At 64.1% G+C, this 25,734-nt stretch carries 25 protein-coding genes; 7 read left to right on the top strand and 18 right to left on the bottom strand.

Going from position 1 to position 25,734, the window contains the following annotated elements; translation table 11 throughout:
- Positions 1-5 precede the first annotated feature (5 nt).
- Entirely contained in the window at positions 6-899 is an 894-nt protein-coding gene (locus BLT09_RS32305; RefSeq protein WP_091600520.1) for a DMT family transporter, read from the bottom strand.
- 89 nt (positions 900-988) lie between these two features.
- Here BLT09_RS32305 and BLT09_RS32300 point away from each other — a divergent pair, with 89 nt between their 5' ends.
- Both BLT09_RS32300 and BLT09_RS32295 read left to right on the top strand, forming a co-directional pair.
- Positions 989-1,915, top strand: a complete 927-nt coding sequence (locus BLT09_RS32300; RefSeq protein ID WP_091600519.1) for a LysR substrate-binding domain-containing protein — start codon at positions 989-991, stop codon at positions 1,913-1,915.
- A 143-nt stretch (positions 1,916-2,058) separates the two neighbouring features.
- A complete protein-coding gene (locus tag BLT09_RS32295; RefSeq protein ID WP_027153867.1) occupies positions 2,059-2,292 on the top strand; it encodes a DUF2093 domain-containing protein in 234 nt (77 codons plus the stop codon).
- Between the two features lie 243 nt (positions 2,293-2,535).
- On the opposite strand, the gene lpxK is transcribed toward BLT09_RS32295, so the two are convergent.
- The 6 genes from lpxK to BLT09_RS32260 all read right to left on the bottom strand — a co-directional run bounded on the left by lpxK (position 2,536) and on the right by BLT09_RS32260 (position 8,134).
- The gene (gene lpxK, locus BLT09_RS32285) at positions 2,536-3,564 is read right to left on the bottom strand and encodes a tetraacyldisaccharide 4'-kinase (protein ID WP_091600517.1); all 1,029 of its coding nucleotides are present in this window, start codon (positions 3,562-3,564) and stop codon (positions 2,536-2,538) included.
- A gap of 1 nt (position 3,565) precedes the next feature.
- Positions 3,566-4,882, bottom strand: a complete 1,317-nt coding sequence (waaA, locus tag BLT09_RS32280; RefSeq protein WP_091600516.1) for a lipid IV(A) 3-deoxy-D-manno-octulosonic acid transferase — start codon at positions 4,880-4,882, stop codon at positions 3,566-3,568.
- The gene (locus BLT09_RS32275) at positions 4,879-5,667 is read right to left on the bottom strand and encodes a lysophospholipid acyltransferase family protein (protein ID WP_091600515.1); all 789 of its coding nucleotides are present in this window, start codon (positions 5,665-5,667) and stop codon (positions 4,879-4,881) included. Before BLT09_RS32275 ends, waaA begins: the two co-directional genes overlap by 4 nt.
- Positions 5,668-5,672: 5 nt before the next feature.
- The gene (locus tag BLT09_RS32270; protein WP_023802307.1) at positions 5,673-5,918 is read right to left on the bottom strand and encodes a DUF4170 domain-containing protein; all 246 of its coding nucleotides are present in this window, start codon (positions 5,916-5,918) and stop codon (positions 5,673-5,675) included.
- Positions 5,919-5,994: 76 nt separating this feature from the next.
- A complete protein-coding gene (locus BLT09_RS32265; protein WP_091600514.1) occupies positions 5,995-6,804 on the bottom strand; it encodes a 3'(2'),5'-bisphosphate nucleotidase CysQ in 810 nt (269 codons plus the stop codon).
- On the bottom strand, positions 6,791-8,134 hold the full coding sequence (locus tag BLT09_RS32260; protein WP_091600534.1) for a TldD/PmbA family protein: 1,344 nt from the start codon (positions 8,132-8,134) through the stop codon (positions 6,791-6,793). Before BLT09_RS32260 ends, BLT09_RS32265 begins: the two co-directional genes overlap by 14 nt.
- Before the next feature lie 386 nt (positions 8,135-8,520).
- On the opposite strand from BLT09_RS32260, the gene BLT09_RS32255 reads away from it, so the two are divergent.
- Genes BLT09_RS32255 through BLT09_RS32245 form a run of 3 tightly spaced genes read left to right on the top strand, consistent with a single transcriptional unit; the run spans position 8,521 to position 10,640 of the window.
- Positions 8,521-9,546, top strand: a complete 1,026-nt coding sequence (locus tag BLT09_RS32255) for a glycosyltransferase family 2 protein (protein ID WP_413468394.1) — start codon at positions 8,521-8,523, stop codon at positions 9,544-9,546.
- Entirely contained in the window at positions 9,521-10,207 is a 687-nt protein-coding gene (locus BLT09_RS32250) for a class I SAM-dependent methyltransferase (protein WP_091600513.1), read from the top strand. The genes BLT09_RS32255 and BLT09_RS32250 overlap by 26 nt, the downstream gene beginning before the upstream one ends.
- The gene (locus BLT09_RS32245) at positions 10,200-10,640 is read left to right on the top strand and encodes a GtrA family protein (RefSeq protein ID WP_236473071.1); all 441 of its coding nucleotides are present in this window, start codon (positions 10,200-10,202) and stop codon (positions 10,638-10,640) included. The genes BLT09_RS32250 and BLT09_RS32245 overlap by 8 nt, the downstream gene beginning before the upstream one ends.
- A 22-nt stretch (positions 10,641-10,662) precedes the next feature.
- Here the strand turns inward: BLT09_RS32245 and BLT09_RS32240 are convergent, their stop codons facing one another.
- A complete protein-coding gene (locus tag BLT09_RS32240; protein ID WP_091600511.1) occupies positions 10,663-11,499 on the bottom strand; it encodes a GNAT family N-acetyltransferase in 837 nt (278 codons plus the stop codon).
- A gap of 175 nt (positions 11,500-11,674) precedes the next feature.
- Here BLT09_RS32240 and BLT09_RS32235 point away from each other — a divergent pair, with 175 nt between their 5' ends.
- Positions 11,675-13,000, top strand: coding sequence for an NAD(P)/FAD-dependent oxidoreductase (locus BLT09_RS32235; protein ID WP_091600532.1), 1,326 nt, complete (start codon positions 11,675-11,677; stop codon positions 12,998-13,000).
- A gap of 364 nt (positions 13,001-13,364) precedes the next feature.
- Here BLT09_RS32235 and BLT09_RS32230 read toward each other — a convergent pair whose 3' ends face one another.
- Entirely contained in the window at positions 13,365-14,342 is a 978-nt protein-coding gene (locus BLT09_RS32230) for an ornithine cyclodeaminase family protein (protein ID WP_091600531.1), read from the bottom strand.
- Between the two features lie 225 nt (positions 14,343-14,567).
- Between BLT09_RS32230 and BLT09_RS32220 the strand changes: the two genes are divergently transcribed.
- Complete coding sequence (locus BLT09_RS32220; RefSeq protein WP_091600509.1) at positions 14,568-15,581, top strand: threo-3-hydroxy-L-aspartate ammonia-lyase; 1,014 nt, start codon at positions 14,568-14,570, stop codon at positions 15,579-15,581.
- On the opposite strand, the gene BLT09_RS32215 is transcribed toward BLT09_RS32220, so the two are convergent.
- The 9 genes from BLT09_RS32215 to BLT09_RS32175 form a co-directional block, all read right to left on the bottom strand.
- Complete coding sequence (locus tag BLT09_RS32215) at positions 15,547-16,170, bottom strand: hypothetical protein (RefSeq protein ID WP_091600508.1); 624 nt, start codon at positions 16,168-16,170, stop codon at positions 15,547-15,549. The two genes, BLT09_RS32220 and BLT09_RS32215, sit on opposite strands and share 35 nt — an antisense overlap.
- Positions 16,157-17,320, bottom strand: a complete 1,164-nt coding sequence (locus tag BLT09_RS32210) for a hypothetical protein (RefSeq protein ID WP_091600530.1) — start codon at positions 17,318-17,320, stop codon at positions 16,157-16,159. The genes BLT09_RS32215 and BLT09_RS32210 overlap by 14 nt, the downstream gene beginning before the upstream one ends.
- Before the next feature lie 110 nt (positions 17,321-17,430).
- On the bottom strand, positions 17,431-19,422 hold the full coding sequence (locus BLT09_RS32205; RefSeq protein ID WP_091600507.1) for a glycoside hydrolase family 127 protein: 1,992 nt from the start codon (positions 19,420-19,422) through the stop codon (positions 17,431-17,433).
- 27 nt (positions 19,423-19,449) lie between these two features.
- Positions 19,450-20,307: a carbohydrate ABC transporter permease gene (locus BLT09_RS32200; RefSeq protein ID WP_023802294.1), complete on the bottom strand. Its 858-nt coding sequence runs from the start codon at positions 20,305-20,307 to the stop codon at positions 19,450-19,452.
- Complete coding sequence (locus BLT09_RS32195) at positions 20,307-21,230, bottom strand: carbohydrate ABC transporter permease (protein ID WP_091600506.1); 924 nt, start codon at positions 21,228-21,230, stop codon at positions 20,307-20,309. Before BLT09_RS32195 ends, BLT09_RS32200 begins: the two co-directional genes overlap by 1 nt.
- A 377-nt stretch (positions 21,231-21,607) precedes the next feature.
- The gene (locus tag BLT09_RS32190; RefSeq protein ID WP_091600505.1) at positions 21,608-22,849 is read right to left on the bottom strand and encodes an ABC transporter substrate-binding protein; all 1,242 of its coding nucleotides are present in this window, start codon (positions 22,847-22,849) and stop codon (positions 21,608-21,610) included.
- 55 nt (positions 22,850-22,904) lie between these two features.
- Positions 22,905-23,960, bottom strand: coding sequence for a LacI family DNA-binding transcriptional regulator (locus tag BLT09_RS32185; protein ID WP_091600504.1), 1,056 nt, complete (start codon positions 23,958-23,960; stop codon positions 22,905-22,907).
- A gap of 350 nt (positions 23,961-24,310) precedes the next feature.
- A complete protein-coding gene (locus BLT09_RS32180; RefSeq protein WP_091600503.1) occupies positions 24,311-24,781 on the bottom strand; it encodes an SRPBCC family protein in 471 nt (156 codons plus the stop codon).
- On the bottom strand, positions 24,778-25,101 hold the full coding sequence (locus tag BLT09_RS32175; RefSeq protein WP_329608767.1) for an ArsR/SmtB family transcription factor: 324 nt from the start codon (positions 25,099-25,101) through the stop codon (positions 24,778-24,780). Before BLT09_RS32175 ends, BLT09_RS32180 begins: the two co-directional genes overlap by 4 nt.
- Positions 25,102-25,734: the final 633 nt, after the last annotated feature.

Below are 25,734 nucleotides of genomic sequence, written 5' to 3'. Positions count from 1 at the left end.
TTGATTCACCTCTTCAAATTGACCACGATGACGCCGCCGAGCGCCAGCGCGCCACCGATGATGCCGAGCAGCGTCGGCACCTCGCCCAGCCAGAAGAAGCCGATCAGCGTCGCCACCGGCGAAACCAGATAAAGGAAATTCGAGGCGCGCGCCGCCGGCAGCCGGGAAAGTGCTGTCGCCCAGGCGGCGTAGGCGATGAGGCTTGGCACGATGCCGAGAAAGACGACGGCGCCGAGACCGGCGGTATCGGCAACTGCCGCCTGCGCCAGGCCGTTCGGCAGGAAGGGCAGCAGGCAGAGCGCGCCGAGCAGCATGTTCGAGGCCGAAATGGTCAGCGGATGATGGCGGGCAAACAGCGGCTTTTGCACGATGGTGTTGACCGCCGAGCACAGCGCCGAGCCGAGGACCAGCAGCGCGCCATTGTTGAAATGCAACCCTTGCCCCTCGCCCATGGCGATGATGCCGATGCCGGCGAAGGACAGCAATGTGCCGGCCCAGGCCAGGCCCGAGAAGCGTTCGCCAAGCAGCGCCATCGCCATGATCGCGGTGAAGATCGGGCTGACATTGATGATGAAGCCGGCAGCACCCGCCGAGACGGTCAGCTCGCCGAAATTGAGCATTACCGTATACAGCGCAACGAAGACGGCGCCGCCGAAGGCAAAGCGCCATAATTCATCGAGCCGGGGCAGCGCCGGCCGCTTGACGGCGAGGAAGATTGCCGCCGGCACCGCCGCGATGGCGAAGCGCAGCGCGCCAAGTTCCAGCGGCCCGAAAGCGACGAGGCCGGCACGGATCGCCGGAAAGGCGGAGGCCCAGCCGACCACCGTCAACGCCACCGCAATGGCCGCCGTGGTGTCGATCCGCTGTGTCGTATTCAACGTGCCGGTACAAGCGTTCATTTCATTAATCCCGCGTTTCATGCTCTCAACATACAAAGCGCCTTTCCCGATCGGTTGACAAACGACCAAATCGAGGGTCAGCTGTGATTATGGATCACAGCTCAGACGCGATGCTGCCGCTCGAAACCCTGCGCGCCTTCGACGCCGCGGCACGGACGGGCAGCTTTTCGGCCGCTGCCGAAAAGCTCAATCTCACCCATGGCGCCGTCAGCCGGCAGATCGCCAAGCTTGAGGACTGGCTCGGGCTGAAAGTGTTCGATCGCGGCGCGCGAGGTGTCTCGCTGACGATCGAAGGCAACCGCCTGCATCTGCGCACCACTGAGGCCTTCGCGCTGATATCGAGCAATTCAGACCGCTGGATCGAGCCGCGCGGCACCGCCGTGGTGCGGCTGACCTCGATTCCCTCGGTCAGCGGGCTGTGGCTGATGCCGCGCATGGCGGCGCTGGAAAACAATCCGTCCAGGCTGCGCATCGTGCTCGACGTCGATATCCGCCAGGCGGACCTTGCCGACGAGGGCATCGATCTGTCGATCCGCTGCGGACGCGGCCGCATCCCCGGCCGCGTCTCGGTGGAGCTGTTCGAGGAACATGTGTTTCCAGTCGCCTCGCCGGACCTCGCCCGCGAGATCGGCCGAGGCGACCCTGCCCGGCTGCTCAAATTCCCGCTGATCAACGATTCCGACGCCTCGGCCTGGCGTGCCTGGTTTGCCGCACAGGACATCGATTACCGCCCGCGTCCGCAGGACCGCCGTTTCGAGGACTACAATCTGGTGCTCGGCGCCGCAGCCCATGGTCTCGGCATCGCGCTGGCGCGGCCGCCGATGACCGAGGATCAACTGAAGTCTGGCCGTATCATCGCCGCCGACGAGCGCGTCGTCCTCAGCCCGATATCCTACTGGCTCGACCGGCCAATCGGGCGTCCGCGCGCCGCCGCAGCCGAGCTTGCCCGGCGCATCGCGGCCCAGGCTGGACTGGCGGCGGAAAAGATCGAGGATTTCATCGCAGCCGAGCAGTAGGATGCGGGGCATCCACTTTGCCGGCCTGCTCGGCTGGTTGCCGTCCGAAACGAAGCCGACAGAAGCCAATCTTGCCTCGCTCGGAGCTTGACCTTGCCGGCATTTTGTGGCGATGACATCGTCATGAACCTTGGCTCCATGTCATGATGAATCGCTTTGAAGGCCCCGGCGGCAAGGAAGCCCGTATCCGCTACCTGGACGGCGACTTCCAGGTGACCAGCCCCGGCGCCTTCGTGCGCTGTGCGGTCACCGGCGAAAGCATCCCGCTCGATGAGCTCAAATACTGGAGCGTCGCCAGGCAGGAGCCCTATGTGAGTGCCGCGGCCTCGCTGCGCCGCGAGATCGAGGCACATCCCGAACTGCGCAGCCGGCGCTAGGGCGGCGCCATCAAAGCCGTTCAGTAGCGATCCTTCGCGCCCCCCTCTGCCCTGCCGGGCATCTCCCCCACTTGGGGGGAGATCGGCAGCTTAAGCGCCCTGCTCATCCTGCGACGTTGGTGATTGGCGAAAGCCGGGGTGACGGCCGATCTCCCTCCTTGTGGGGGAGATGTCCGGCAGGACAGAGGGGGGCGCTGTCCCGCCAGCGTCAAACAGCTCTACCAACGACGCAATGCTCCAAGATCAGCCCTGCAGCTTGCGCTGCCGCCAGGCATCCAGCGTCTCGACGATGATACGTTCGGGCACGTGGTCGGGATCGAACACGGTGTCGATCTCCAGCACATCAAGCTGTCCGAGGAAATCGGCCGACGCGGCATCGTGGCGCAGCCGGGCGGCGTCCTTGGCGGTGGTGATGAGGCCAAGTCCGGCACCTCGCGCTGTCGTTGCCAGTTCGGCCAGTTCGTCCTTGCCATAGAAATGATGGTCAGGAAACGACCGGGCCAGCGCAACCTCGCCGCCGGCCTGACGGACCGTGTCGAAGAATTTGTCGGGATGGCCGATGCCGGCAAAGGCCAGATATCGCTTGCCGGCCAGCCCCGCCTTGCTGGTTGGCCGCGTATGCGCCTCGAAGATCGGCCGGCCGGCGCGCGCCGCCTGGCGAACGACGGCATCGGCAGCAAGGCCCTCGCCCATCTTCAGCAGCGCGCTGGTGAAAACCAGTTGGTCGACGATACCAGCCCTGAGCGGACCGCCGGGAATGACGCGGCCGTTGCCGACGCCGTAGCGTGCGTCGACGACGACCAGCGCGTAGTCGATGTGGATGCGCGCGCTCTGGAAACCGTCATCCATGATCAGGAAATCACAGCCATGCTTTTCCAGCAGGAGGCGTGCGCCGGCGGCACGGTTCGGCGTCACTGCGACCGGCGCGTGCGCAGCCAAAAGCAGCGGCTCATCGCCGACATGCTTGGCGGCGTCATGATGCGGATCGACGACATGCGGCCGCGCGAAGGAGCCGCCATGGCCGCGCGACAGGAAACCTGGATTGAGCTGCATGCGCCTGGCTTGCCGGGCCAGTGCGATCGCCACCGGCGTCTTGCCGGTGCCGCCGACGGTGAAGTTGCCGACGCAAAGCACCGGCGCCTCGATCTTCTCGCGCGCCGCTGAGCGCATGCGGCGGCCGGCAACCAGCGCATAGACCGCCGACAGCGGCGCCAGCGCCAGCGCCCGCCAGTCCGGTTCTTCCCACCAGAAGGGGGGCGCTTCGCTGGCCATCTTAACGGCCGTTGGCGCCCTTGAGGCGCGATTTGACGACCAAAGGCTGAATGTAGGGTTCGAGCGACTTCAAGGTGAGCGCCAGCGCGCCGCGCATCTCTTCGACAGTCGCCGCACCCGCCGCCATCATCTCGTGGCGAGCCACCTCGTTGGTCAAAAGGAAATTGACGGCGCCGGCCAGCATGTCGCGGTCGCGCACCAGCTTGGCGCCGCCGCTGTCGAGCAGGCGCTGATAGGTCTCGCGAAAATTCTGGACGTTGCGGCCGGCCAGCACCGCCGTGTCGAGCATGGCCGGCTCCAGGGGGTTCTGGCCGCCCTCCGAGGTGAGCGAACGGCCAACGAAGGCGATCTCCGTCAGCCTGAGATAAAGCCCCATCTCGCCCATCGTGTCGCCGAGCAGAATGTCCGTATCGGCGATGATCCGGTCGCCCTTGCTGCGCCGAGCGAGTTTCAGGCCCATGCCGGAAATCTGCGCGGCAAGCGCTTCGGCGCGATCAGGATGGCGCGGCACGACGATCGTCAAAAGACCGTGGTGACGCTTGTGCAGCATCGCGTGAACCTCGGCGGCGACCACCTCCTCGCCGTCATGGGTCGAGATCGCCGCCCAGGTCGGGCGGGCGCCGACCTGGCGCTTCAACGTGTACAGCGCCCTTTCATCGGCCGGCGGCGGCGTGGTGTCGACCTTGAGATTGCCGGATACGGTGACCGGCCGGGCGCCGAGCGAGAGGAAGCGCTCGCCGTCGACATCCGACTGGGCGACAACATGGGCGAGATTCTCGAACAGCGCCTCGGCGATGTTGGCGCGCTTCTTCCAGGATTTGTACGAACGGTCGGACAGCCTGCCATTGACCAGCACCTGCGGCACACGCCGTGCGCCGAGCTCGAGGATGGTCATCGGCCAGATCTCCGATTCGGCGATGATCGCCAGATCCGGCCGCCAATGGTCGAGGAAGCGGCTGACCGCCGGCTTGAGGTCGAGCGGCACGTATTGGTGGATGATGCGGTCGCCGAGCCGTTCCTCGGCAACCTGAGCGGAGGTGACGGTCCCCGTCGTCAGCACGATATTGACGCCGTAGTCAAGGATGCTCTCGACCAGCGGCACGACGGCGATCGTCTCGCCGACGCTCGCCGCATGGATCCAGATCAGCGGCCCTTCGGGGCGCTCGCGCCCGGCGATGCCATAGCGCTCGCGCCGGCGAATTCGGTCCTCCTTGCCTCTGGAGGTGCGCCAGGCGACATAGGGCCCGACCAGGGGATAGGCGGCTGCGCCTGCGAAACGATACGCCGTCAGGAAAGTGCGCGCCCAGCGCTCGCTCATTTTGGGCCATCCACGAGGCGGTAGGCCTCGGCGGTCGCGGCGTTGAGCGCGGCCGTGACCTCCTGGCGCTTGCGTTCCATTTCAGCCTCGTCGGCATTGGCCGGAACGAACACCGGCGCTCCAAGCACGATCGAGGAGCGGCCGAACGGCAGATTGATCGTGGTCTTGTCCCAGCTGCGCTCCAGCACCTTGCGGCGGCTGGTGGCGATGGCGGCGGGCAGGATCGGCCGGCCCGAAAGCCGCGCCAGGAGAACGATGCCAAGCCCGGCGTCGCGCGGCGTGCCATGCGGAATGTCAGCGATCATGGCGACGTTCTTGCCGGCGGCGAGTGACTTTTTCAGGGCGATCAGCGCTTTGGCGCCGCCCTTGTCGCGACGCTTCGAGCCTTCGCGTCCACCCGAGCCGCGCACCGCCTCGATCCCGAATTTCTCGATCATCAGTGCGTTGAGCTCGGCGTCGGCACTACGCGACACCATGGCGACCACTGGCCGTCCCCCTGGATAGTAGGCCGGAGTCAGAAGATGCTGGCCGTGCCACAGCGCGATGATGGCGGGTTCGAACTGCGAGTAGGCGCCGCCCGACATCTGCGCCGATCCGTCGACAGCACGATTGGTCAGGCGGACGAGGCGAACGAACTGCGCAAACAGGCTGGCGATGGCGTTCTTGACGAATCGCGATTGCGCCAGCGGTTCGCGTATCTTGCGCCAGAATGTCTTCGGGGTGCCACCGCGACGCCGCCTTGCCGCGGACCTCGTGGCCGGCCTTTTCACGCCTTCATGATCCATCCATGTCAACCGGCAGGCTTGTTTTCGGGGTCGAGCAACCGGTGCAGGTGAACGACGAAATAACGCATATGGGCATTGTCCACGCTGGCTTGGGCCTTGGCTTTCCACGCCGTTTGCGCGGATTGATAATCCGGATAGATGCCGACGATATCGAGCGTCTCGAGATCACGGAATTCTGTCCCGCCAAGCGTCTTCAGTTCGCCGCCGAACACCAGGTGCAAAAGCTGCTTCTTTCCGTCTTCCGCGGTCATGTCGGTCCTTCACATATCGTGAGTTTGTGACAGGTCTAGACCAAAGCCGCCGACTTTGGAACCATTGATGACATGTTCAACCGTCCAGCCCTGCGACGACGGCGGAGAGGACGGCGAGCAGTTCGCCGCTGCCGGCGACCAGCGCGCCGTGCTGGATCACTTCGCCGGCATAGCGCGGTGCGCGGCCCTTCTGGTCGAGCAATGCGCCGCCGGCCTCGCCCAGAATGAGATCCGCCGCGGCGATGTCCCAGTCATGTGCGCTGGGTTTGACGAAGGTCGCGTCGAGCCTGCCATTGGCGACCATCGCCAGCCGATAGGCGAGCGAGGGAATATAGGGCACGCGGCTCAGCCGGCCCTGCCATTGCGCCGGCATCAGGGCGATCAATGGCTTCGGCCCGCCAATTTCGACCATCGCTGCCGGGCGGCGCACCGCAATGCGACGGCCATTCAGGAACGCCCCCTCACCTGGCAGCGCCCAATAGGTCTCCTCGGTGGCAGGACATTCGAGCACGCCGGCAAGCGTGCGGCCGTCCTCGACCACCGCGACGCTGACGCACCAGGAGCGCAGGCCTTCGAGGAAGCCGCGCGTGCCGTCGATCGGATCGACGACGAAGGTGCGGCGGGCGGCAAGCCTTGCCGGATCGTCGGCCGTCTCCTCCGACAGCCAGCCATAGTCCGGCCGTGCCGCAAGCAAGGTTTGGCGCAGATAGGCGTCGGCGGCGTGATCGGCCTCGCTCACCGGTGAGGTGCCGCCCTTCATCCACACTTGCGGATTGTTGCCGAAATAGCGCATGGCGATGGCGCCCGCCTCGCGGGCAGCGTCGCGCAGCAGCGGCAGATCCTCACGAGCCCCGGCGGCGGAGGCGACCTGGTCAAGCTCCGGCAAGGGTCATGCCTTCGATCAGCAGCGTTGGTGCGGCGGTGCCGAAATTGCGATCGAGATCGCTCGCCGGAACCATGTTGAGGAACATCGTCTTCAGGTTCGAGGCAATGGTCACTTCCGCAACCGGATAGGCGAGCTCGCCATTCTCGATCCAGAAGCCGGAAGCGCCGCGGCTGTACTCGCCAGTCACCATGTCGACGCCCTGGCCGAACACTTCGGTGACGTAAAAGCCTGATTTGAGCGACTTGATGAGGTCCTCGGGCGTCCGCTCGCCCGGCTCGATGGCAAGATTGGTCGATGACGGCGAGACGGAGGAGCCGTTGCGCGAGCCGCGCCCGTTGGTGGTCAGCCCCAATTCCCGCGCCACTGAGGTCGACAGGAACCAGTGGTTCAAAACGCCCTTCTCAACCATGAGCAGCTTTTCGCCCTCGATGCCTTCGCCGTCGAACGGACGCGACGCCTGGCCACGGAGCCGGAGCGGCTGGTCGGTGACGGTGATCGCGGCCGCCGCCACCTGCTTGCCCATCATGTCGCGCAGAAAGCTGGTCTTGCGCGCGACGGAGGCGCCATTGATGGCGCCGGCGAGATGGCCGGCGATGCCGCGGGCGACGCGCGGGTCGAACACCACATCGACCGGCCCGGTCGCCGCCTTGCGCGCTCCGACGCGCCGCGCCGCGCGTTCGCCGGCCTTGCGGCCGATGTCCTCGGGTGCGTCGAGATCGGAGAAATGCTGGCGCGAGGAGAATTCATAATCGCGCTCCATGCCGGTGCCCTCGCCGGCGATGACGCTGGTCGAGCGCGAAAAGCGCGAGGCGACATAGTGGCCGACAAAGCCGTGCGAGGTGGCGAGCACCAGCCCGCCAAGCCCGGCGCTGGCGCCGCTGCCGGCCGAATTGGTAACGCCCTTGACGGCAAGGGCCGCCGCTTCCGCGGCCAGCGCCGCTTCCTTCAACTGGTCGGCCGAGACTTCCGTCGGATCGAACAGATCGAGGTCGCGCGGCTTCTTGACCAGCAAGGCCGGATCGGCGAGGCCCTGGTAGGGATCTTCCGGCGAGACTTTCGCCATCGCCACGGCGCGCTCGGCCAGCGCTTTCGGGTCGGAGGCAGCGGTCGCCGAGACGCTCGCCACCCGCTTGCCGACGAAGACGCGCAGCGAGACATCCTCGCTCTCGGACGCCTCGGTGCCCTCGACCTTGCCAAGCCGCACCGACACTCCGGTCGAACGGCCGCGCACCGCAACCGCGTCGGCGGCGTCGGCGCCGGCCCGTTTGGCAGCCTCGACCAGGGCCGCGACCCGGTCGGTCAATTTCGCTGAGTCCAGCGTATTGGTCATGCGCATAGTCCTGTTTTTCCGCCTGACATAAGGGGCGGCCGCTCCGCACCATCTATTGTTCTGATGTGGCTTGTGCAATGGCAGAAGTGGCAAGCGGGATAGATCGGCCAGCAGACATCCGTTTTTGGGCGGCATGATCGAAGCGGGTCCTCAAAGGTTGCTTCGCGGCGGTTTGGGACGGGCGATAGCCCATTGACGCCGTGCTCCGACCACAAATGGACGTTCGATTGCGGTAACGCCTGTGTTCCTTTCCACGCATGATCAGCACCTGGCCGAAACCGCTAAATTTAGCGATTTCTTGTATGTCCTTGGAACTTTGTAGCTTGCGTTCCATTTTCAACGGCATGCGAGACCCTGTGATCCAAAGCAACAGGACTGCGGTGAACGTGTCGCCGCCGCGGTACTCGCTGGTCCTTCCCATATACAATGAAGAACAGGTGCTGCCGCGACTGGTCGAGCGGATTAGTTCGCTGATCGGCCGGCTGGACGGCGAGACTGAGGCGATCTTCGTCGATGACGGAAGCCTCGATGGGAGCGTCGAATACCTTCGCAACGTCGTCGCCGTCGAGCCGCGCTTCCGGCTGATCGAGCTTTCCCGCAATTTCGGCCATCAGGTCGCCATCACGGCCGGCATGGATGCGGCTGCGGGTGATGCCGTCATCGTCATGGATGCCGACCTGCAAGACCCGCCGGAGGTGGTCCTCGATCTGGTGGCGAAGTGGAAGGAAGGCTTCGAGATCGTCTATGCCCGCCGTGTCAAGCGTGAGGGCGAATCCTGGTTCAAGCGCCTGACGGCGAGTCTCTTCTACCGCCTGCTGGAGAAGATGACGTCGGTCGACATCCCCCGCGACGTCGGCGATTTTCGCCTGGTCGGGCGCAAGGCTCTGGAAACCTTCAAGCAAATGCCCGAACACGACCGTTTCGTCAGGGGCATGTTCGCCTGGATGGGGTTCAAGCAGACGGCGGTGCCATTCGAACGCCCGGCGCGGACCCTTGGCCAGACCAAATACCCGTTCTGGAAGATGATGCACCTTGCCGTTCACGGCATCGTCAGCTTCTCCGAGAAGCCGCTGCGCATGGCGCTGTGGGGCGGATTGGCGATCTCCGCGCTTGCGGTGTTGTTCGGCATTTACGCCATCTTCGCCTGGATTTTTGAAACCGGCATCATTGCCGGCTGGACATCCACCGTGGTGATCGTGTCGCTGCTTTGCGGCATCAATCTTTTCATGACCGGCGTGGTCGGGCTCTATGTCGGCGGCATCCACGCCGAGGTGAAACGCCGTCCGCTTTACGTGATCGATCGGGTCGCCGGCTTCGACAAGGCGATGCGTGCCGCCAGTGAGAGCCGTCGACCGTTTCGAAAACCCAGGAACGGAGCCTCGGCTGATGGCCGAACTCTTCGACAGCTATAAATCGAACTATGGCGAGGCGGTCGCAGGATCCATCCGGTTTTCGGGACTCGGGCACGACTTTTTTCTGATCGCCAAGGCCGACCTGCTGCGGCGTCTCGTTGTCGAGCGTGGGCTTCGACAAAGCGGGGTGCGGGCGCTGGATATCGGCTGCGGCGTCGGGTCGCTCCACCCTTATCTCGAAGGCGCGTTCGAGAGCCTGGATGGCTGCGACGTCTCGGAACAATCGATCCTGCGCGCCGGCCAGGACAATCCGTGTGTGACCTACAGGGCCTGCACGACGCCGCGCCTGCCTTATGGCGACGGCGCGTTCGATCTGGCTTTCGCCAGTTGCGTCGTCCATCACGTTCCGCCCGCCTCCTGGCTCGATTTCTTCCGGGAAATGCGGCGCGTCGTGCGGCCGGGCGGCGTCGCCTGCATCATCGAGCATAACCCTTATAATCCGCTGACGCGTCTCGCGGTGTTGCGGTGTCCGTTCGACCAGGACGCGGTCCTGCTCAACGCCGCCAAAGCAAGATCGCTTTTTCAGGAGACGGGTTTTCAGGATATCCGATCCGAGCACTTCCTGCTGCTGCCGTCGGCCAGGTCCTTCGCCAGACGACTCGAGCGCCTGCTCGCGCCTCTGCCGCTCGGGGCCCAGTATGCGTGCAGCGCGCATGTCTGAGGACCGTTCGACTGCCGGTGCCGGGCTGAAGCTGCTGGCGCGCTTCGGGTTGGTCGGCATCGCCGCGACAATCCTGTATGCTGCCCTGGCTATCGGTTTGGTCGAATCGAAATGGATCGGCCTTTCGCCGGTTCCGGCGTCGCTCGCGGCTTACGCGGCGGCTGCCGTGTTTTCATATTTCGCCCATAAATCAGTAACCTTCATGTCGAATGGACCGCATCGATCGGAAGCCGCGCGTTTTCTCCTGCTGACGGCGACAGGCTTTGCCGTGGCTTACGCAGCGCCGGCGCTCTTGACGGCGAAACTCGGCCTGCCGCCGATCATTGCCATTGTGGTTACATGCCTGCTTGTTCCGGCGGTCAATCTTCTCATGCTCGACCGATGGGTTTTTGCGCAGCGAGGACCCGGCGAGCACAGCGACCGCTCCACCTGATCCATGACCTTCTGAGTTGGCCTCAGCCGAGGGCCTGGCTGGCCAGGGCAAAGATGCGTACGTTCGTGGAACCCGGGATATTGCTTGCGCCCCGAAGCATGGCAACCGGCCCGCCCACATGGGCGAGCCCCAGTCCTTCGAGCCAGGGTGAAAGGCCGGCGTCTTCAGGGATGTCGATGCGCACGAAGCGGCCCTGCATTCCCGAGAGGATGAAGGCGATCAGGGCTCTCGCCTGACCGCGATCTTCCGCCACGACCGGTCCAACGACCTCGCCCCTGCCAAATGCCCTCACGGCCGCGAAGGCCGCGATGCCGTCCGCGTTGGTGATGGCCGCAAACCGTCCCTCGCCTGCCAAGGCGTTCATGAGCGCGGCGCGATCCGCACCGAAGGCGGCGCGATCGAGCACGGTGAGTGTCGGAAGGTGCTCGGACCCGATCCATTCCACGGCCGGAGGCGCACTGATCTGCCCGACGGTGCCCTGGTGCTGCCGAACATCGTGCGTCGCGACAAAACCCAGCTTTTTATAAAGAGGCAGTCCGTCGGCCGTGGCGGTAAGGCGGCACTCGCGGTCGCCGGCCTGCTCGAGCGCGGTGGTGGTCAGCCGCCGTCCCAGCCCGCGACCACGCATTGCCTCAGCGACGATGATGGCGTTGAGAGTTGCGCAGGTTCTTCCGAAAGGGGTCATGAAGGCGGTTCCCACCACCCTGCCGCCTTCCAACGCGACCTGACCTTCGCTCAGGGACCAGATCATGGCCCAGTCTTCATTCCGGTGCGGCCAGCCGGCCGCTCGCGACAGGTCCGTCGCTTCCTCAAGATGGTGCGCTTCAAAAGGTTCGAATGTGACGGACTGGGTGTTCATGAGCACCAGGACTGTTGGAGTGGGAAGACTGACAGGACGATAGAACCGCCTCTTCCGCGCCACTCGCCGAATGCCGGCGAGATTCGGTGCAAAATACCAAAATGCCGCTGCAGTCAGTGCATTCTGCGGCGCCGGTCGCCGATACTGCGAGCTATCATTGATTGCAGAGGCCGCCATGTCCCCTTTAATCCACCACATCAGCAGCGATGAAACGCTGCCCAGGTCAGCGGACGTCGTGGTGATCGGCGGCGGGATTGTCGGCGCCAGCGCGGCCTATTGCCTGGCCCGGCGCGGCCTGTCGGTGGCGCTGATCGAAAAGGGCTATGTCGGCTGCGAACAGTCGAGCCGGAACTGGGGCTGGTGCCGCCGGCAGAACCGCGATGCACGTGAATTGCCGCTTGCCAATCTGGCGCTGCGGCTGTGGCAAGAGCTGACCGAAGAGATCGGGCACGACCTTGGCTTTCGCCGTTGCGGGCTCATCTATGCGACGGACGATCCAAAGCAGCTCGCCGAATGGGACAAGTGGCGCGCGGTTGCGCGGCGGTTCGACGTCAAGACGCGGATGCTTACGGCCGACGAGGCCACTGCCGCCGTTCCTGCGGCTGGCGGCCGCAAATGGCTGGGCGGCGTCCACGCGGCAGACGATGGCAAGGCCGAGCCCTGGCTGGCCGCCCCGCGGATCGCCGAGGGCGCCCGCAAGCGTGGCGCGACCATTCATCAGAACTGCGCGGCACGCGGCCTGGATATCACCAATGGGCAAGTGAGCGGCGTCGTCACCGAGAAAGGCCTGATCCGCACCAACGCGGTGCTGTGCGCCGCCGGCGCCTGGGCTTCTGCTTTCCTGCGCATGCATGCGGTTTCGCTGCCGCAGGCCAGCGTCCGTCAGACCACCTTGCGGACCGGTCCGGCACCGGATCTTGGCGGAGCAATCTTTACCTCTGACGGTGCCCTGACGCGCCGGATCGATGGCAGCTACACGATAGCCGCCAGCGGCAGGGCGACGCTCGAGATCACGCCGCAGGGGATCCGCTATGCCCGCCCGTTTCTGCCGATGTTCATCAAACGGCTGAAGGCCGTCGAGATCGGCATAGGCCGCTCGTTCTTCGCAGGCCCGGAAACACTCGGTCGCTGGCATCTCGACAGGCCGACTCCCTTTGAGCGCATCCGCGTCCTCGATCCCGCTCCGGACAAGCGAATGGCGGCAAGCATCATGACGCAGATAAGGGCCCTGTTCCCCGCCATTGCCGATGCCGGCATCGTGTCTTCCTGGGGCGGGTATATCGACTTCACACCGGACGCAGTGCCGGTGATTTCGGCGGTGGACAGCATCGGCGGAGCGTTCGTCGCCGCAGGCTGTTCCGGACACGGTTTCGGCGCCGGTCCCGGCATTGGCCATCTGGCGGCGGATCTGGTCGCCGGTGACGCGGCAAGCGTCGATCCGACGCCATTCCGCCTGTCACGCTTCACGGACAGATCCAAAATGGAAGTCGGCGCCTTCTGACGCGATTGACCGCAATGGCAACAGCAAAGGGCGCTGAGCGATCGTTACCTACGGGCTCAGGCGCGATCTGGACCGTTTGATGACCGCTCTCGCCGATGCGGTCGCCGCCGCCGCACCCTCTTCCGGCATCCAATACATACAGGCGCGCTTCAGGCACACAGCTTCACCGCGTCCACGGCGCATGTCCGCCATAGTCCGGCGTGGCAGTTCGTTCCTTTCGGACAGAGGAAGCTGTGGTCAGTTCTCAGCGATGACGAAGATCTTCTTGAGTGGACCCTTCGGGGCGAGCTGATTGACTGTTCAGTGCGCAACGAAGATCGCGTCTCGAGCTTTGTTCCGTCGCCGTCGGTCGCTTCGGCCCGGCCTACCAGCGCCATGGCACGCGCGTTCCCGTGCCCCAGCTCCTGGCCTGTCGCCAGAGCATATCCGCGACCGTCAGATCCTGCAGTGCGAGCCCGGTCATATCGAAGACCGTGATGTCGGCGGCATCGCGCGTGAACGGAATTTTTCCGGTCAGAAGATCGCCGATTTCGATTGCCCGGCAGCCGGTGTCCCACTGGCCTTCGCCGACAGCGGCCGATTGTTCGCAGTCGTCGGCAAAGAGCCGTACCCGGCGCAGCACGCCGTCAGGCAGTTCCCGCTTGCCTTGCGTATCGGCACCGACGGCGTTGATGTGCGTGCCGGGCCGCACCGCTTCTGCCGGAAACAGCGGTCCGCTGCCGGGGGTCGCGGTGATGATGATATCGCTCGAGCCGACAGCTTTGGCGGCTTGGTTCGAATGGGCCGGCGCGAAATCCTCGAATGCCGCCTCGAACGCCGCGTCGGGGCGGCCGTCCGCCGTCAGGTAATGGATGGTGTCCAGACCGGGCATGGCACGCAGGGCCAGGCGCAGCTGGATCCGGCCCTGGGTGCCGGTGCCGAAAATGCAGATCGACCGGCTTTCGGGGCGGGCCAGCAGGGTCAGGCCAATGGCGCCAGCCGCCCCTGTGCGCAAGGTGGTGATGGCGTTCCCGTCGATGATGCACAAGGGACGCCCGGTGTGCGGGTCGAAAAGCACGATGGTCGCCTGATGCGGCTCCTTGCCGAGTTCGCGGTTGGCTGGCCAGAAGCCTGCCGCCTTGAAGCCCAGAAGATCGGCGCTCGGCACGTCGCCCGACTTGATACCGAAAATGCCGCCGGTATGCAGGTTCTCGCGCACAAGCGGAAAGACCCTGCCTTCGCGCGCACTGTGAAGCTCGAAGGACCGCCGCACGGCATCGAGGACGGCATCCGGCTCCAACAGCGGCGCGACCTGATCGCCTGCAAGCAGCAGCAGCTGCGACTCGTCTGCGGTGACGGACATGACATCTCCCCGGCTTTCCCTCATTCTAGCCAGCGGTTCTCGGGGGAAGACAGCGGTGTTGGCCAACGAGCCGCATTTCCTGCGGTTTGTCGCCCGTCATTCGGGCGAATGTTGCGCCGAGCTTCCCATCGAATGCGCTCGCCGGTTCGCGCAAACACGTATCGTCGCAGACAAGCCAGCCCATCGGCCGGCCCACCATCGGCAAAGTGAAGAAGGCGACCCGCAATGCCCCTCAATATCCCGACATTCGACGATGTTCTGACCGCCGCGGCGCGCCTCGCCGGATTGGCCCACCGGACGCCGGTGCTGACCTCGCGCACCTTCAACGAGCTCACCGGCGCCGAGGTGTTCTTCAAGTGCGAGAACTTCCAGCGTAGCGGCGCCTTCAAGTTCCGCGGCGCCATGAACGCGCTTCTGGCCTTGGATATTTCGGTGCGGGCACGGGGAGTGGTGGCCTATTCTTCGGGCAATCATGCGCAGGCGCTGGCCTATGCGGCCGCGATCAAGGGCGTGAAGGCAGCGATCATCATGCCCAGGGATGCGCCCGAGCTGAAGGTGCGTGCCACCCGCGGCTATGGCGCCGAAGTGATATTCTACGACCGCTACAGCGAGAACCGCGAAGAGATTGGCGGCAGGATCGCCGCCGAGCGGGGAGCCGCCCTCATTCCACCCTACGACCACCCCGATGTGATTGCCGGGCAAGGCACGGCGACACTTGAACTTATCCAGGAGGCCGGCTCGCTCGATGCCCTTTATGTCTGCCTTGGCGGTGGCGGCCTGCTCGCCGGCGCCGCACTGGCGGCGGCGGAATGCGCGCCCGCCTGCCGGGTCGTCGGGGTTGAACCGGAGGCCGGCAATGATGGTCAGCAATCCCTCGCCCGGGGTGAGGTCGTCACCATCGAAGTGCCGAAATCCATCGCCGATGGCGCGGTCGTCACCCATCTGGGCGCGCATAATTTTCCTGTCATCCGCGACAAGGTTGCCGCTATCACCACGGTCAGCGACGACGCGCTCATCGAAATGATGCATTTTTTCGCCGAGCGCATGAAAATCGTGGTCGAACCCACCGGTTGCCTTGCAGCGGCGGCGGTTCGCAGTGAATCGCAAAGCCTGCGAGGCCAGCGCATCGGTGTCATCGTCAGTGGCGGCAATGTGGATCTCACGCGCTTCGCCAGCTTGATCATGGCGGCCGCAGAGCGTGATCTCAAATCGCATCCAGCCGCAACGACACCAGCTTGATGGAGCGCTTGTAGATGTCGCTGGCGGCCGGAGTCGGCGGAATGCCGTCGAGATAGTCGAAGGCGATTTCGAGTGTATCGGCCTTGCCGAGAGCCGCCGGTGGAACGACGAACGAGACCGTTCGTGGTTCTTTGCCAGACAGCGTCTCCGCATGCACCCGAACACCGTTCACCGAGATCACCACCCTTTGCGTGATCTGCGGTGGACGAATGACCGCGGCCATTTGCAGCGTGGCCATCAGGCTGTCGCGGAGCGGCGGTATCTTCACGCGAAGCCGCGAGGTCTCGCCTAGCGAATGGGTGCCGTCGCCTGCCGACCCCGACCAGCCGCAGACCTTTATGCTGGCTGCCCGTTTGGCGCCGTCGCTCCGGAACGACACCGTCTGGCCAAGTGTGTAGCTGCCGGTCGCATCGCGATTGAGGCAGGTCGTCGTCTGATCGATGTAGTAGGCGCGGTAATCGGCGTTGACGTTCGGATTGAGAGCAAGCGCTAGGATGACGATCTCGGACCCGGCCAGAACTGCCGCAAGCGCGTAGCCGCCAAGCGAGGCGGCGCGCCGATACGGGGCCGGAATGTCAGACCAGGGCAAGATAGCCTCCGATCCACGCCACAGTCATCAAATAACAGGCGCCAAGGAAGAGAACCAAAGCCGCGAGCCAAATGAGCCTTGACGCCGACAACAGGACGACGAGCAACATTGTCAGGGGCGCAAGCCCAATCACATATCTGACCATCGAGGCCAGGTTGGTGATCAGCGGCAGGATGATGCAGAGCGCGCAGAAGAGTGCCGCGCCATATTGCCTGCGAGCCGCCAGACCGGCCGACAGCGCCAGCCCGGCGATCGCGGAGAGCGCGCTCCATTGCGGCGCCGTGGGCAGCCATCCGGTGGTCGGAACAGCTGAGAGCCCGTCCCACAGGAAGACCAGCGGATTGCCCGCCACCCGTCCGAACGCGCGCTGGACGTGCAGGAATGCAAAGCCGTCTCCGACGGTGAGGTACAGGAGCAGGATGTAAGCGAACAAACCGGCAGGCGAGATGAGGACAGCGACCAGCAGATCCGGTCGGCCAAGCAGCCAACGCGGGAAAGACAGCGCCGATCCGCCCTGCCGGCGGTGCTCGCTGAACATTTGAATAACGGTTGCAAAGACGACGAAGACCCCGACCAGCCTGGTCGCCGACAGCAGCGCGGATGAAACGCCCGCGGCGAGATAGCTGGAGCGCTTGAGCGCCAGAAAAACGCACGAGGTCAGCAGCACGAAAAGCGGTTCGCTCAGGAAGGTCGTGAAGTGGAACGAGAACGGGCCGCTGAGCAGAAACGCGCAATACATCACATAGGCCCGCATGTTGTTCTCGAGCAGCGGCCACGCCACCAGACAGGCGGCGTAGCTGCAGGCAATCGAGGTGACCGTCGCGATCAGTATCGTAGGGTATGGGAAAACAAACCGGATCGCCGCCACCAGCATCGGATAGAGCGGGAAGAAGCTCCAGCGACCGACATTGCTGTGGTTTGGAATGGGAAAACGCTCATAGCCCTGTTCGCTGATGCCAATGTACCAGGCGCAATCCCACCGGCACAGCGCACGGGCATAAGCCGCGAAACCTGTTTCCTCCGACACCGAAGCAAAAGCCGCATAGCGGATGGCCAGTCCACCGATCACGAACAGCAACGGCACCGCCGCGACGGTCATGACCATGGCGCGAGCACCAGCGCTCGGACGCGCGACATCTTCGAGCGCCAACTCTGCCTCCACCCATTCGAGTGGCTAGCGCCACTCTCCCCTCTAAATTAGCGCCGCCGGGGCAAATTCAAGACATCCCTGTCGTCGGCGGCATCATCTTCGTCCACGGATCACGAGTCTCTCAGCCAGACCAGCATCTCGCCGGGATCGCGGTTGTCCCAGGCAAAATACGGCACAGCGGTGATTTTTGACTCTTCAACCGCCGGCGGTTCGGGGCGGTAGAGGCCGTTGTCCCAGTCTTCAAACTTCTCTTTCCTGGCAACAGCCGAAAGCGTCACGACGCCGCCCAAAAGGTTCGGCTGCTGATGCGCCTCGATCTCGGCTGTCGGCGGCAAGGCGATGCGGTGCAGCTGGCCGGCATTGTCGGTCTCCTCGACGCAATAGATCAGCGGGCCGCGGGCAAGCGCGACGCGGCCGATATCCTGCCGCACCTGCGGGTTGGCATAGAGCCGGTCGATGGCCATTTCGAGGTCGAGCTCGACCTGGTCGCCCTTGCGCCATTCGCGCCGGATCGCGGCATAGCCGTCGCTGGTAACCGCCTGCAGATCGACCGCCTCCCCGTTCACCTTGAGCGCCGCCTTGCGGCACCAGGCCGGCAGGCGCAGGTGCAAGGTAAATGTCGTCGGCGCCTCGGGCTCGATCGTGATCGAGACCGCGCCGTCCCATGGATAGTTGCTGGTCTGGCGCAGCTCCGTTTGCGTTCCTGCGATATCGAAACGAGCCGTGCTGTTTCCATAGAGATGGACGGCAAGGGCATCGCCGGACAGGCCGTAGAAATAACTGCCGATCGAGGCGACCATGCGGCCGATATTGGGTGGGCAGCACGGGCAGCGGTGCCATTTCCAGCGGTTGTGCTTGCCCCGGCTTTCCAGCGGATTTTCATAGAAGAACAGCGAGCCGTCGAGCGACAGGCCCGAAATCGAGCCGTTGTAGAGAGCCCGCTCCATCATGTCGGCGTAACGCGCATTGGGGCCCATGCCGAGCATGCGGCTCGCCCAGAACACCAGTCCGACCGAAGCGCAGGTCTCGGCATAAGCGGTTTCGTTGGGCAGGTCGTAGTCTGATGTAAAGCCCTCATTGTGCGACGACGGCCCGAGGCCGCCGGTGATGTAGAGGTTCTTGGTGGTGAGGTCGTCCCACAGCCGGTCGAGCGCCGCCCGCAGCGTGTCGTCGCCATATTCGGTCGCGATATCGGCCATCCCGGAATAGAGATACATCGCCCTCACCGCATGGCCGACGACCTTGTCCTGCTCGCGCACCGGCTTGTGCGACTGGCCGTATTCGTAGGTCTTGAAATGATAGGCTTTTGGGTCGGCGCCGCGGGCACGCGCCTCCTCGTCGAAATAATGCGGCTCAAGGCCGCGCTGGTCGATGAAGTATTTTGCCAGGTCCATGTACTTCTGCTCGCCGGTGACCCGCGCGAGCTTGACCAGCGCCAGTTCGATCTCCTCATGGCCGCAATAGCCTTTCCTCTTGCCGGGCTCGGCGCCGAAGGTCTCGGCGATATGGTCGGCATAGCGGCACATGATGTCGAGCAGCTTGCGTTTTCCCGTCGCCTGGTAGTAGGCGACCGCGCCTTCGATCAGATGGCCGGCGCAGTAGAGCTCGTGGCAGTCGCGCAGATTGGTCCAGCGCAGGCCGGGCTGGATGCGCTGGTACCAGCTCGACAGATAGCCGTCGGGCTGCTGCAGTCTGCCGTACATGTCGATGACGGCGTCGATCTTCTTCTCCAGCGCGTCGTTGCGGCGGCGGTACAGCGAATAGGCGGCGGTCTCGATGGTCTTGCCCCAGTCAGAGTCCCAGAACATCTGGGTGGTGACGGTCGAGCCGGTAAATTCGTTGCCGGCGGTGGCGGCCTCGTCCGGCGAGGGGGAGTGGAACGGAATGACGACGCCCGGCGATGGCCGGTCCGGATCGATCTGCTCGAGCATGCGCGCCTCGACGCAGCGGTCATAGAGGATGTCGGCGGTCGTGGTGGCGACGGCATCGGCACGGTCACCCCAGAAGCCGCGCACATCGACCTGCGGCACCGGCAGCGGGCGAAAGGCGCGTTTCGGCTTGTCCAGCTCGGCAGCCGGCTTGGCGGATTGCGATGCGGTCATCAATTTACTCCGGTTCGGTTCGATTGGTCACTTCACGGCCCCTGCCATGAGGCCGCGGATGTAGAAGCGCTGCAGCAGCAGGAACAGCACCAGGCATGGCACCATCATCACGGTGACCCCGGCCTGCACCGCGCCCCAGTCGATGGCGCCGAAGCGGCCCGACTGCAGCGCCGTCATCATGATCGGCAGCGTGAATTTGGACTGGTCGGTCATCAGCACCAGCGCCGCCAAAAACTCGTTCCAGGCGCCGAGGAACGCGAAAAGCGCGATGGTGACGATGCCCGGCCAGACCAGTGGCAGCATCACCCGCAGCAGCATGGTGACATTGTTGGCGCCGTCCATGCGGGCCGCCTCCTCGATCTCGCGCGGCACCGCGTCGAACGCGTTGCGCATCATGAAGATCGAGAACGGCAGCTGCAGCGTGACATAGACGCAGACCAGCCCGGTCAGCGTGTTGTGCAGGCCGATCTTGGTCAGCACCAGGAAGATCGGCGTCAGGATCGACTGGAACGGGATCATGATCGTCGACAGGATGAGGACGAAGAGCAGGTTCTTCAGCGGAAAGCGGAAGCGCGAGAAGCCGTAGCCGGCCAGCACGCTGACGATCACCGACAGCACCACCGTCATGACCGAGACATAGATGCTGTTTTGCGCCGGCAGCCAGAGGCCATCGCCAAAGGTGTTGAGCGTGGCATAATTCTCGACCGAAAAACCCGTCGTCGGCCAGGGCGGCAGCGGCGGCTGGCGCGATTCCTGTGCCGGCTTGAAGGCCGAAAGCACGGTCCAGACGATCGGCGCCAGAAACAGCAGCGAGGCGATGATGCCCGTCGCGTGCTCGGCGATCTGCATGCCGATGCGGCGTTTGCGGCTTCGTGCCTGCGCCATCAGTCAACGCCCTCCGGTTGGCGCAGCAACCGCAGCTGGATCAGGCTGAGCGCGACCAGGATGACCAGCAGGACCATCGACAGGGCGGCGCCGTAGCCGAGCTTGAACGACACGAACGACTGGTTGAAAATCCAGTAGACGGCGGTCAGCGTCTGGTTGCGCGGTCCGCCGCGCAGGATGATGTAGAACTGGTCGAAGGCGAGCACCGAGCCGGCAACCGACAGGATCAGCGCCAGCGCCAGCGTGCGGCGCATCAGCGGCAGGGTGATGGCGCGAAACCGCGCCAGCGGCCCTGCCCCGTCGATCATCGCCGCCTCCTGCAGATCCGGCGGGATCGATTGCAGGCCGGTCATCAGGATGATCATGGTAAAACCCGCCACCTTCCAGACGACCATGGCGATGATCGACCAGAACGCCGGCTGGAACGTCGCCAGCAGGTTGACTTTCCTTTCGGTCAGGCCGAGCTCGAAGGCGGCCGGGCTGAACAGGCCGGAATCGACATTGAGCAGCCACGACCACAGCAGGCTGGCCGAGGCAAAACCGATGACGGCCGGCATGAAGAACGACGTCCGGTAGAAGCCGGTCAGCGGCCGCGGCCTTTCGATGAACAGTGCCAGCGGAAAGGCGACGACGAAGATCGCGATGGTGACGATCACCGTGTAGTAGCCGGTGAATTTGAGCGCGTTCCAGAACCTGGTATCGCGCAGGATCGCCCAGTAATTGTCGAGGCCAATGAACGAGTGCGCGCCCATCAGCGGCCAGTTGTGCAGCGACATCCACGCCGTCATGCCAAGCGGAATGATGAAGAAGACGACGACCAGCGCGACGGCCGGCGCGACATAGAGCAGGCCGACCCACTGCCGGCGGCCGGCGCCGACCAGTTTGCGGCGGGTGGGTGCGGAGGTTGCTGCGATGGAGGTCATGGCTGGCCGCTCACTGGGTTCAGGGCAACGGCAAAAAACCCCCTCACCCGGATTGCCAACCGAATTGCAAAGGGCAATTCGGGGCAATCCGACCTCTCCCCGAGTGGAGAGGAGGTCGCCAGCGTTGACGCCAGCCTCTTCTCCCCAGCGGGGAGAAGGTGGCCGCGAAGCGGCCGGATGAGGGGGTCTTTTCTCAATGCGATAGCCTTGCTGTTAGCGCTGCGTCCCCCTCCCCCTTGAGGGGAGGGTCCGGCCGAAGGCCGGGGGTGGGGTCGCCTCTGACGCGCGCCGACGCAAAGAGAACGTCGAGCACTTCCGCGACGACCCCACCCGGACCTGCGGTCCGACCTCCCCTCAAGGGGGAGGTAAGCCGGCGCTTACTGCTGCGGCGCCGAATCGATGATCGACTGCATGGTTTCCTGCGCATTGGCGATGGCGCCATTGACGTCTTCGCCGAAGAAGACCTCGTTGACCATCTGGTTCCACGGACCGTTGGCGGAGTTGATCAGATCGTTGAACACCACCGAATAGGGCGTGCGGCCCTTGGCCATCGCCTCGGCGGCGATCTTGTAGCGCGGGTCAAGGTCTTTCAGCGCCTCGTTGGCGATGTCGCCGCGCACCGGCAGGCTGCCGTATTTCGCCAGGATGGTCTGGCCCTCGAGCGAATAGGCGAAGTCGAGGAACTCCTTCACCACTGCGATTTTCGTGGTGCCCTTGGTGACGACGAAATTGTCGCCGCCGGCAAAGGACGACCAACCGCCATCCTTGCCCGGCAGGAAGGTGACGCCGTAGTCGATGTCCGGATATTGCGTGTTCAGCGCGCCGATGGCGAAGGCGCCGGACGGCGAGATGCCTATATTGCCGGCGGCAAACGCCGCAAAGAAGTTGGAGCCGGTATCGGTCTGCGCGCCTGCCGGCACCAGGTCCTTCTTGACCATCGACCGATAAAGATCGATGGCGCCGCGCAGCTGCGGGCTGTCGAGCGTCGCCTTCGAGCCGTCCTCGGTGAGGATGTCGCCGCCCGAGGCCCAGATCAGCGGCGTGAAGGTGAAGATGTTGCAGCCGCCGCAATTGCCGGAGAAATAGAAGCCTTTGATATCGCCGCCGAGCGCGTTGACCTTTTCGGCATAGGCTTCGATCTCGGCCCAGTTGGTCGGCCCCTTTTCAGGGTCGAGGCCGGCCTGCTTGAACAGTTTCTTGTTCCAGATCAGCACCGAACTATCGGCGGAGAACGGCAGCCCGTAGATGCGGTCCTTGTAGGTGCCGGTCTTGACGTGCGCCGGCGACAGGCTGTTGAAATAGGGCAGCGATTTCGCCCAGTCGGTGATGTCTTCCAGCTGGCCGGCGGCGGCGAAGGACGGCGTGTAGATCAGGTCGAGCGACAGCGCATCGGGCGCCGTGCCGCCGGCGGCGGCAGCGCCGTATTTCGGGATGATCTCGGCATTGGGGATGATGTCCAGCTTGATCTGGTTCTCATGTCCCTTGTTGAAGGCATCGACGATGCGCGGCATGAAGTTCGAGCCGTCGGCGCGAACCCAGATGTTCGCGGTCTCGGCGGCGGCGGCCGGAAAGCTCAGGATGCTCGCGGCAATAGCGAGCCCGGCAATCATAGTTCTCATGGTTCTCCTCCTGATGGTTCTGCTTAGGCCGTGCTCCCCGCACGGCGTCTTGATCTCAGCCGTCCGGTGGACGGCCGCATGACTGACGCACCACCAGCCGGCACGGCAGTTTTCGGATGCCCGGCTCGGCGGGTTCGCCGCCGACGAGCGAAAGCAAGGTGAGGCCGGCCTCGCGCCCGAGTGCCGCCAGGTTCATGTCGACGGAGGTCAGCGGCGGGCGGGTTGCCTCGGCGACGATCTGCCAATTGTCGAAACCGATGACGCCGACATCGCCCGGCACGCCAAGCCCGCGCTCGCGCAGCGCGTCGATGACGCCGCGCGCGATCTGGTCGTTGCCGCAAAACACGGCATCGGGCGTTTCGCCCCCGCGCTTCGACAGCCTGCCGTCGAAAAGCGTCTTCACCGCCTCGTGCCCCCACGCTTCCGACCACGATCCGAGCAATGGTTCCATGACCGGCAAGCCTTTCTCGGTCAGCACGTCACGATAGGCCTGTGCCCGCGCGTGCACCACCGCAAAACTCGCCGGCCCGCTGACATGGGCGATGCGCCGCCGGCCAAGCCGCCAAAAATGCTCGACCGCCAGCCGCGCACCGCCGGCATCATCAGAGACAAAGGCGATGGCACCGGGGTCGGGCTGGGTGAAGGCGTAGATCACGGGAACGCCGAGATTGGACAGATCGACCGGCAGGTGGCGATCGATGCGCTTGCCGGTTGCGATGATGCCGTCGACGCGCTTGTCGAGCATGGCATCGACATGCAGCTGGCCGAGGCGCTGGTCGTCCTCGACATTGCACAAAAACACCGAGACGCCCTTGTCGACCAGCGCATCCGAAATGCCCGACATGACCGGCAGCGAAAAGCGGCCATAGGTGTCGTTGGTCAACAGGCCGACGGTAAAGGAGCGCCGGCGCAACAGGCTCTGCGCCAGGCTGTTCGGGCGAAAGCCAAGCCGCTGCGCCGTCTCGCGAATACGCTCGCGGGTCTCGGCGGTCATCCGCCCCTGCCCGTTGAGGGCTTTTGAGGCCGTGGCCACGCTGACGCCGGCGGTAGCGGCCACCTCACGGAGGGTGACCGGGTTTTTGGCGGGCGCTGGCGAGGCGTCGGAAACCATGGGCGCGGCGAATTCCTTGGTTGGGAAAAGGTTTTCTCTAATCACCCTGCGAGACGCCGACTGGTGAGGTCAGCAGATGCAAGGTGATTTGGGAAAAGGTTTTCTCAGAGGGAGATTAGGGGAAGGTGGTGGGGATGGCAAGAGGGGATGACAAGCAGGCGACGCGGTTGTTCGTCAATGACTGCCTTGCGCCATAACCTGTCATTCGCGGCGCTTCTCCAAACCTGCCCTTCGCGCAATGGCTCGAGCCGACCCCTTGCCGTCATTCGCGACAGTGCAATGAATGACTTGATTGAGCCCCGTCTCGGTCTTTCCGGGATGGGTCGCACTTTGCGGTCTTCAGGACAGATTTATTCCAGATGCTCCACGAAGGCCGCCAACTGGTCGATCGTTGTGCCCCAACCCTCCTGAAAGCCCATTTCTTCGTGCTTGCGGCTGTCGGCGGCGTTCTTGTGCATCACGCGGGCTGAATAGTGGGTGCCGTTACCTTCGGCTGCAAATGTGATGATCGCTGTCAGTGCCAGCCAGGGTTCTGTCGGCCGCCAGCCCTCGCCGAGAGTCGTCGTCCACACCAGACGCTGCTCAGGAACAATGTCGAGGAAACAGGCTTTGACATGGGGCTTGAAGTCTCCGTCGCCCTCGCGCATCCGCGTCTCGAAGCCGCCTCCAGGGCGCAGATCCAACTTGACGACCTTGCACTCGATTGGATGGGGTATCCACCACCTCGCCAGATGTTCGGGCTTGCTCCACGCCTTCCAGACCTTGCTCGGCGCGGCATTGATGAGGCGCGAGATGGATAGCTCATTGTTAACGGCAGTCATTCGTCATCGTCCTCTGTCATTTGGTTTTCCACATAGGTGGCAAGCCGATCGGCGCCTGCCTGCCAGAGTGCACGTTGCTCAGAAAGCCATGTCTCTGCTTCCGACAAGTGCTTGGGCCGTATCCGGCAAGTTCGAACACGGCCGCTCTTTTCGGTCGCTATCAACCCGCTTTCCTCAAGCACGCGTAGATGCTTCAGGAATGCAGGGAGACCCATGTCGAAGGGTTCAGCGAGTTCCTTGACCGGGGCCGGCCCCTTCATCAAACGACTGATCACCGCCCTTCTGGTCGAGTCCGCGAGCGCGTGAAATGCAGTGTCCAAAGAGAAGCTACAGTTTTCCATGTGGTGAACTATAGCATTCAGTTCACCACTTGGCAAACAATAAGGCTGTCGGTGACAACGGGCCCGGGGCGCGCTCCGACTCGCTCTGACGTTTCATCGTCAATATCCATTTTGTACGCATCCCGGCCATTCCGTGAGTTCGCGTGGAGCGTCGACTCACCACCCAGGCCGGCCCTTGCCGAGCCTCATCAGGCAATCTGAAGTCGGAACGCACCAACCGCCCACGTGCGCCATAACCTGTCATTCGCGGCGCTTCTCCAAACCTGCCCTTCGCGCAATGGCTCGAACCGACCCGTTGACGACCTTGGGCGTTGCAGACTTGAACCTCCAAATCGAGGTCGGGAACCTGACCTTCAGCGCAAGAGCATTCGGGAGTGCGCTCACGTAAGGTAATTCACCACATTTGGCGGCGCCCGCAGATGCTTTTTCGTGTTATGATGGGCTTGCAACGCGCGTAATCTCGACCTCGGCAATATGGCAGAGGTCGAAAGCTATTGCCTTGGCACAGGAAGCTTTCGCTCCAGCACTTGATCGCCTCCGAAACGCTGGGTGTGCTGCTTTCCCTGACTGACCCCGGGGCGAGGAGGTTGTCCATGTCCACGAGTAGTGTTG

The organism is Mesorhizobium muleiense, assembly GCF_900099905.1.
Taxonomy (GTDB): Bacteria; Pseudomonadota; Alphaproteobacteria; order Rhizobiales; family Rhizobiaceae; genus Mesorhizobium; species Mesorhizobium muleiense.
Note: the sequence above shows the minus strand (reverse complement) of the source record. Positions and strands in the feature narration are given on the sequence as shown.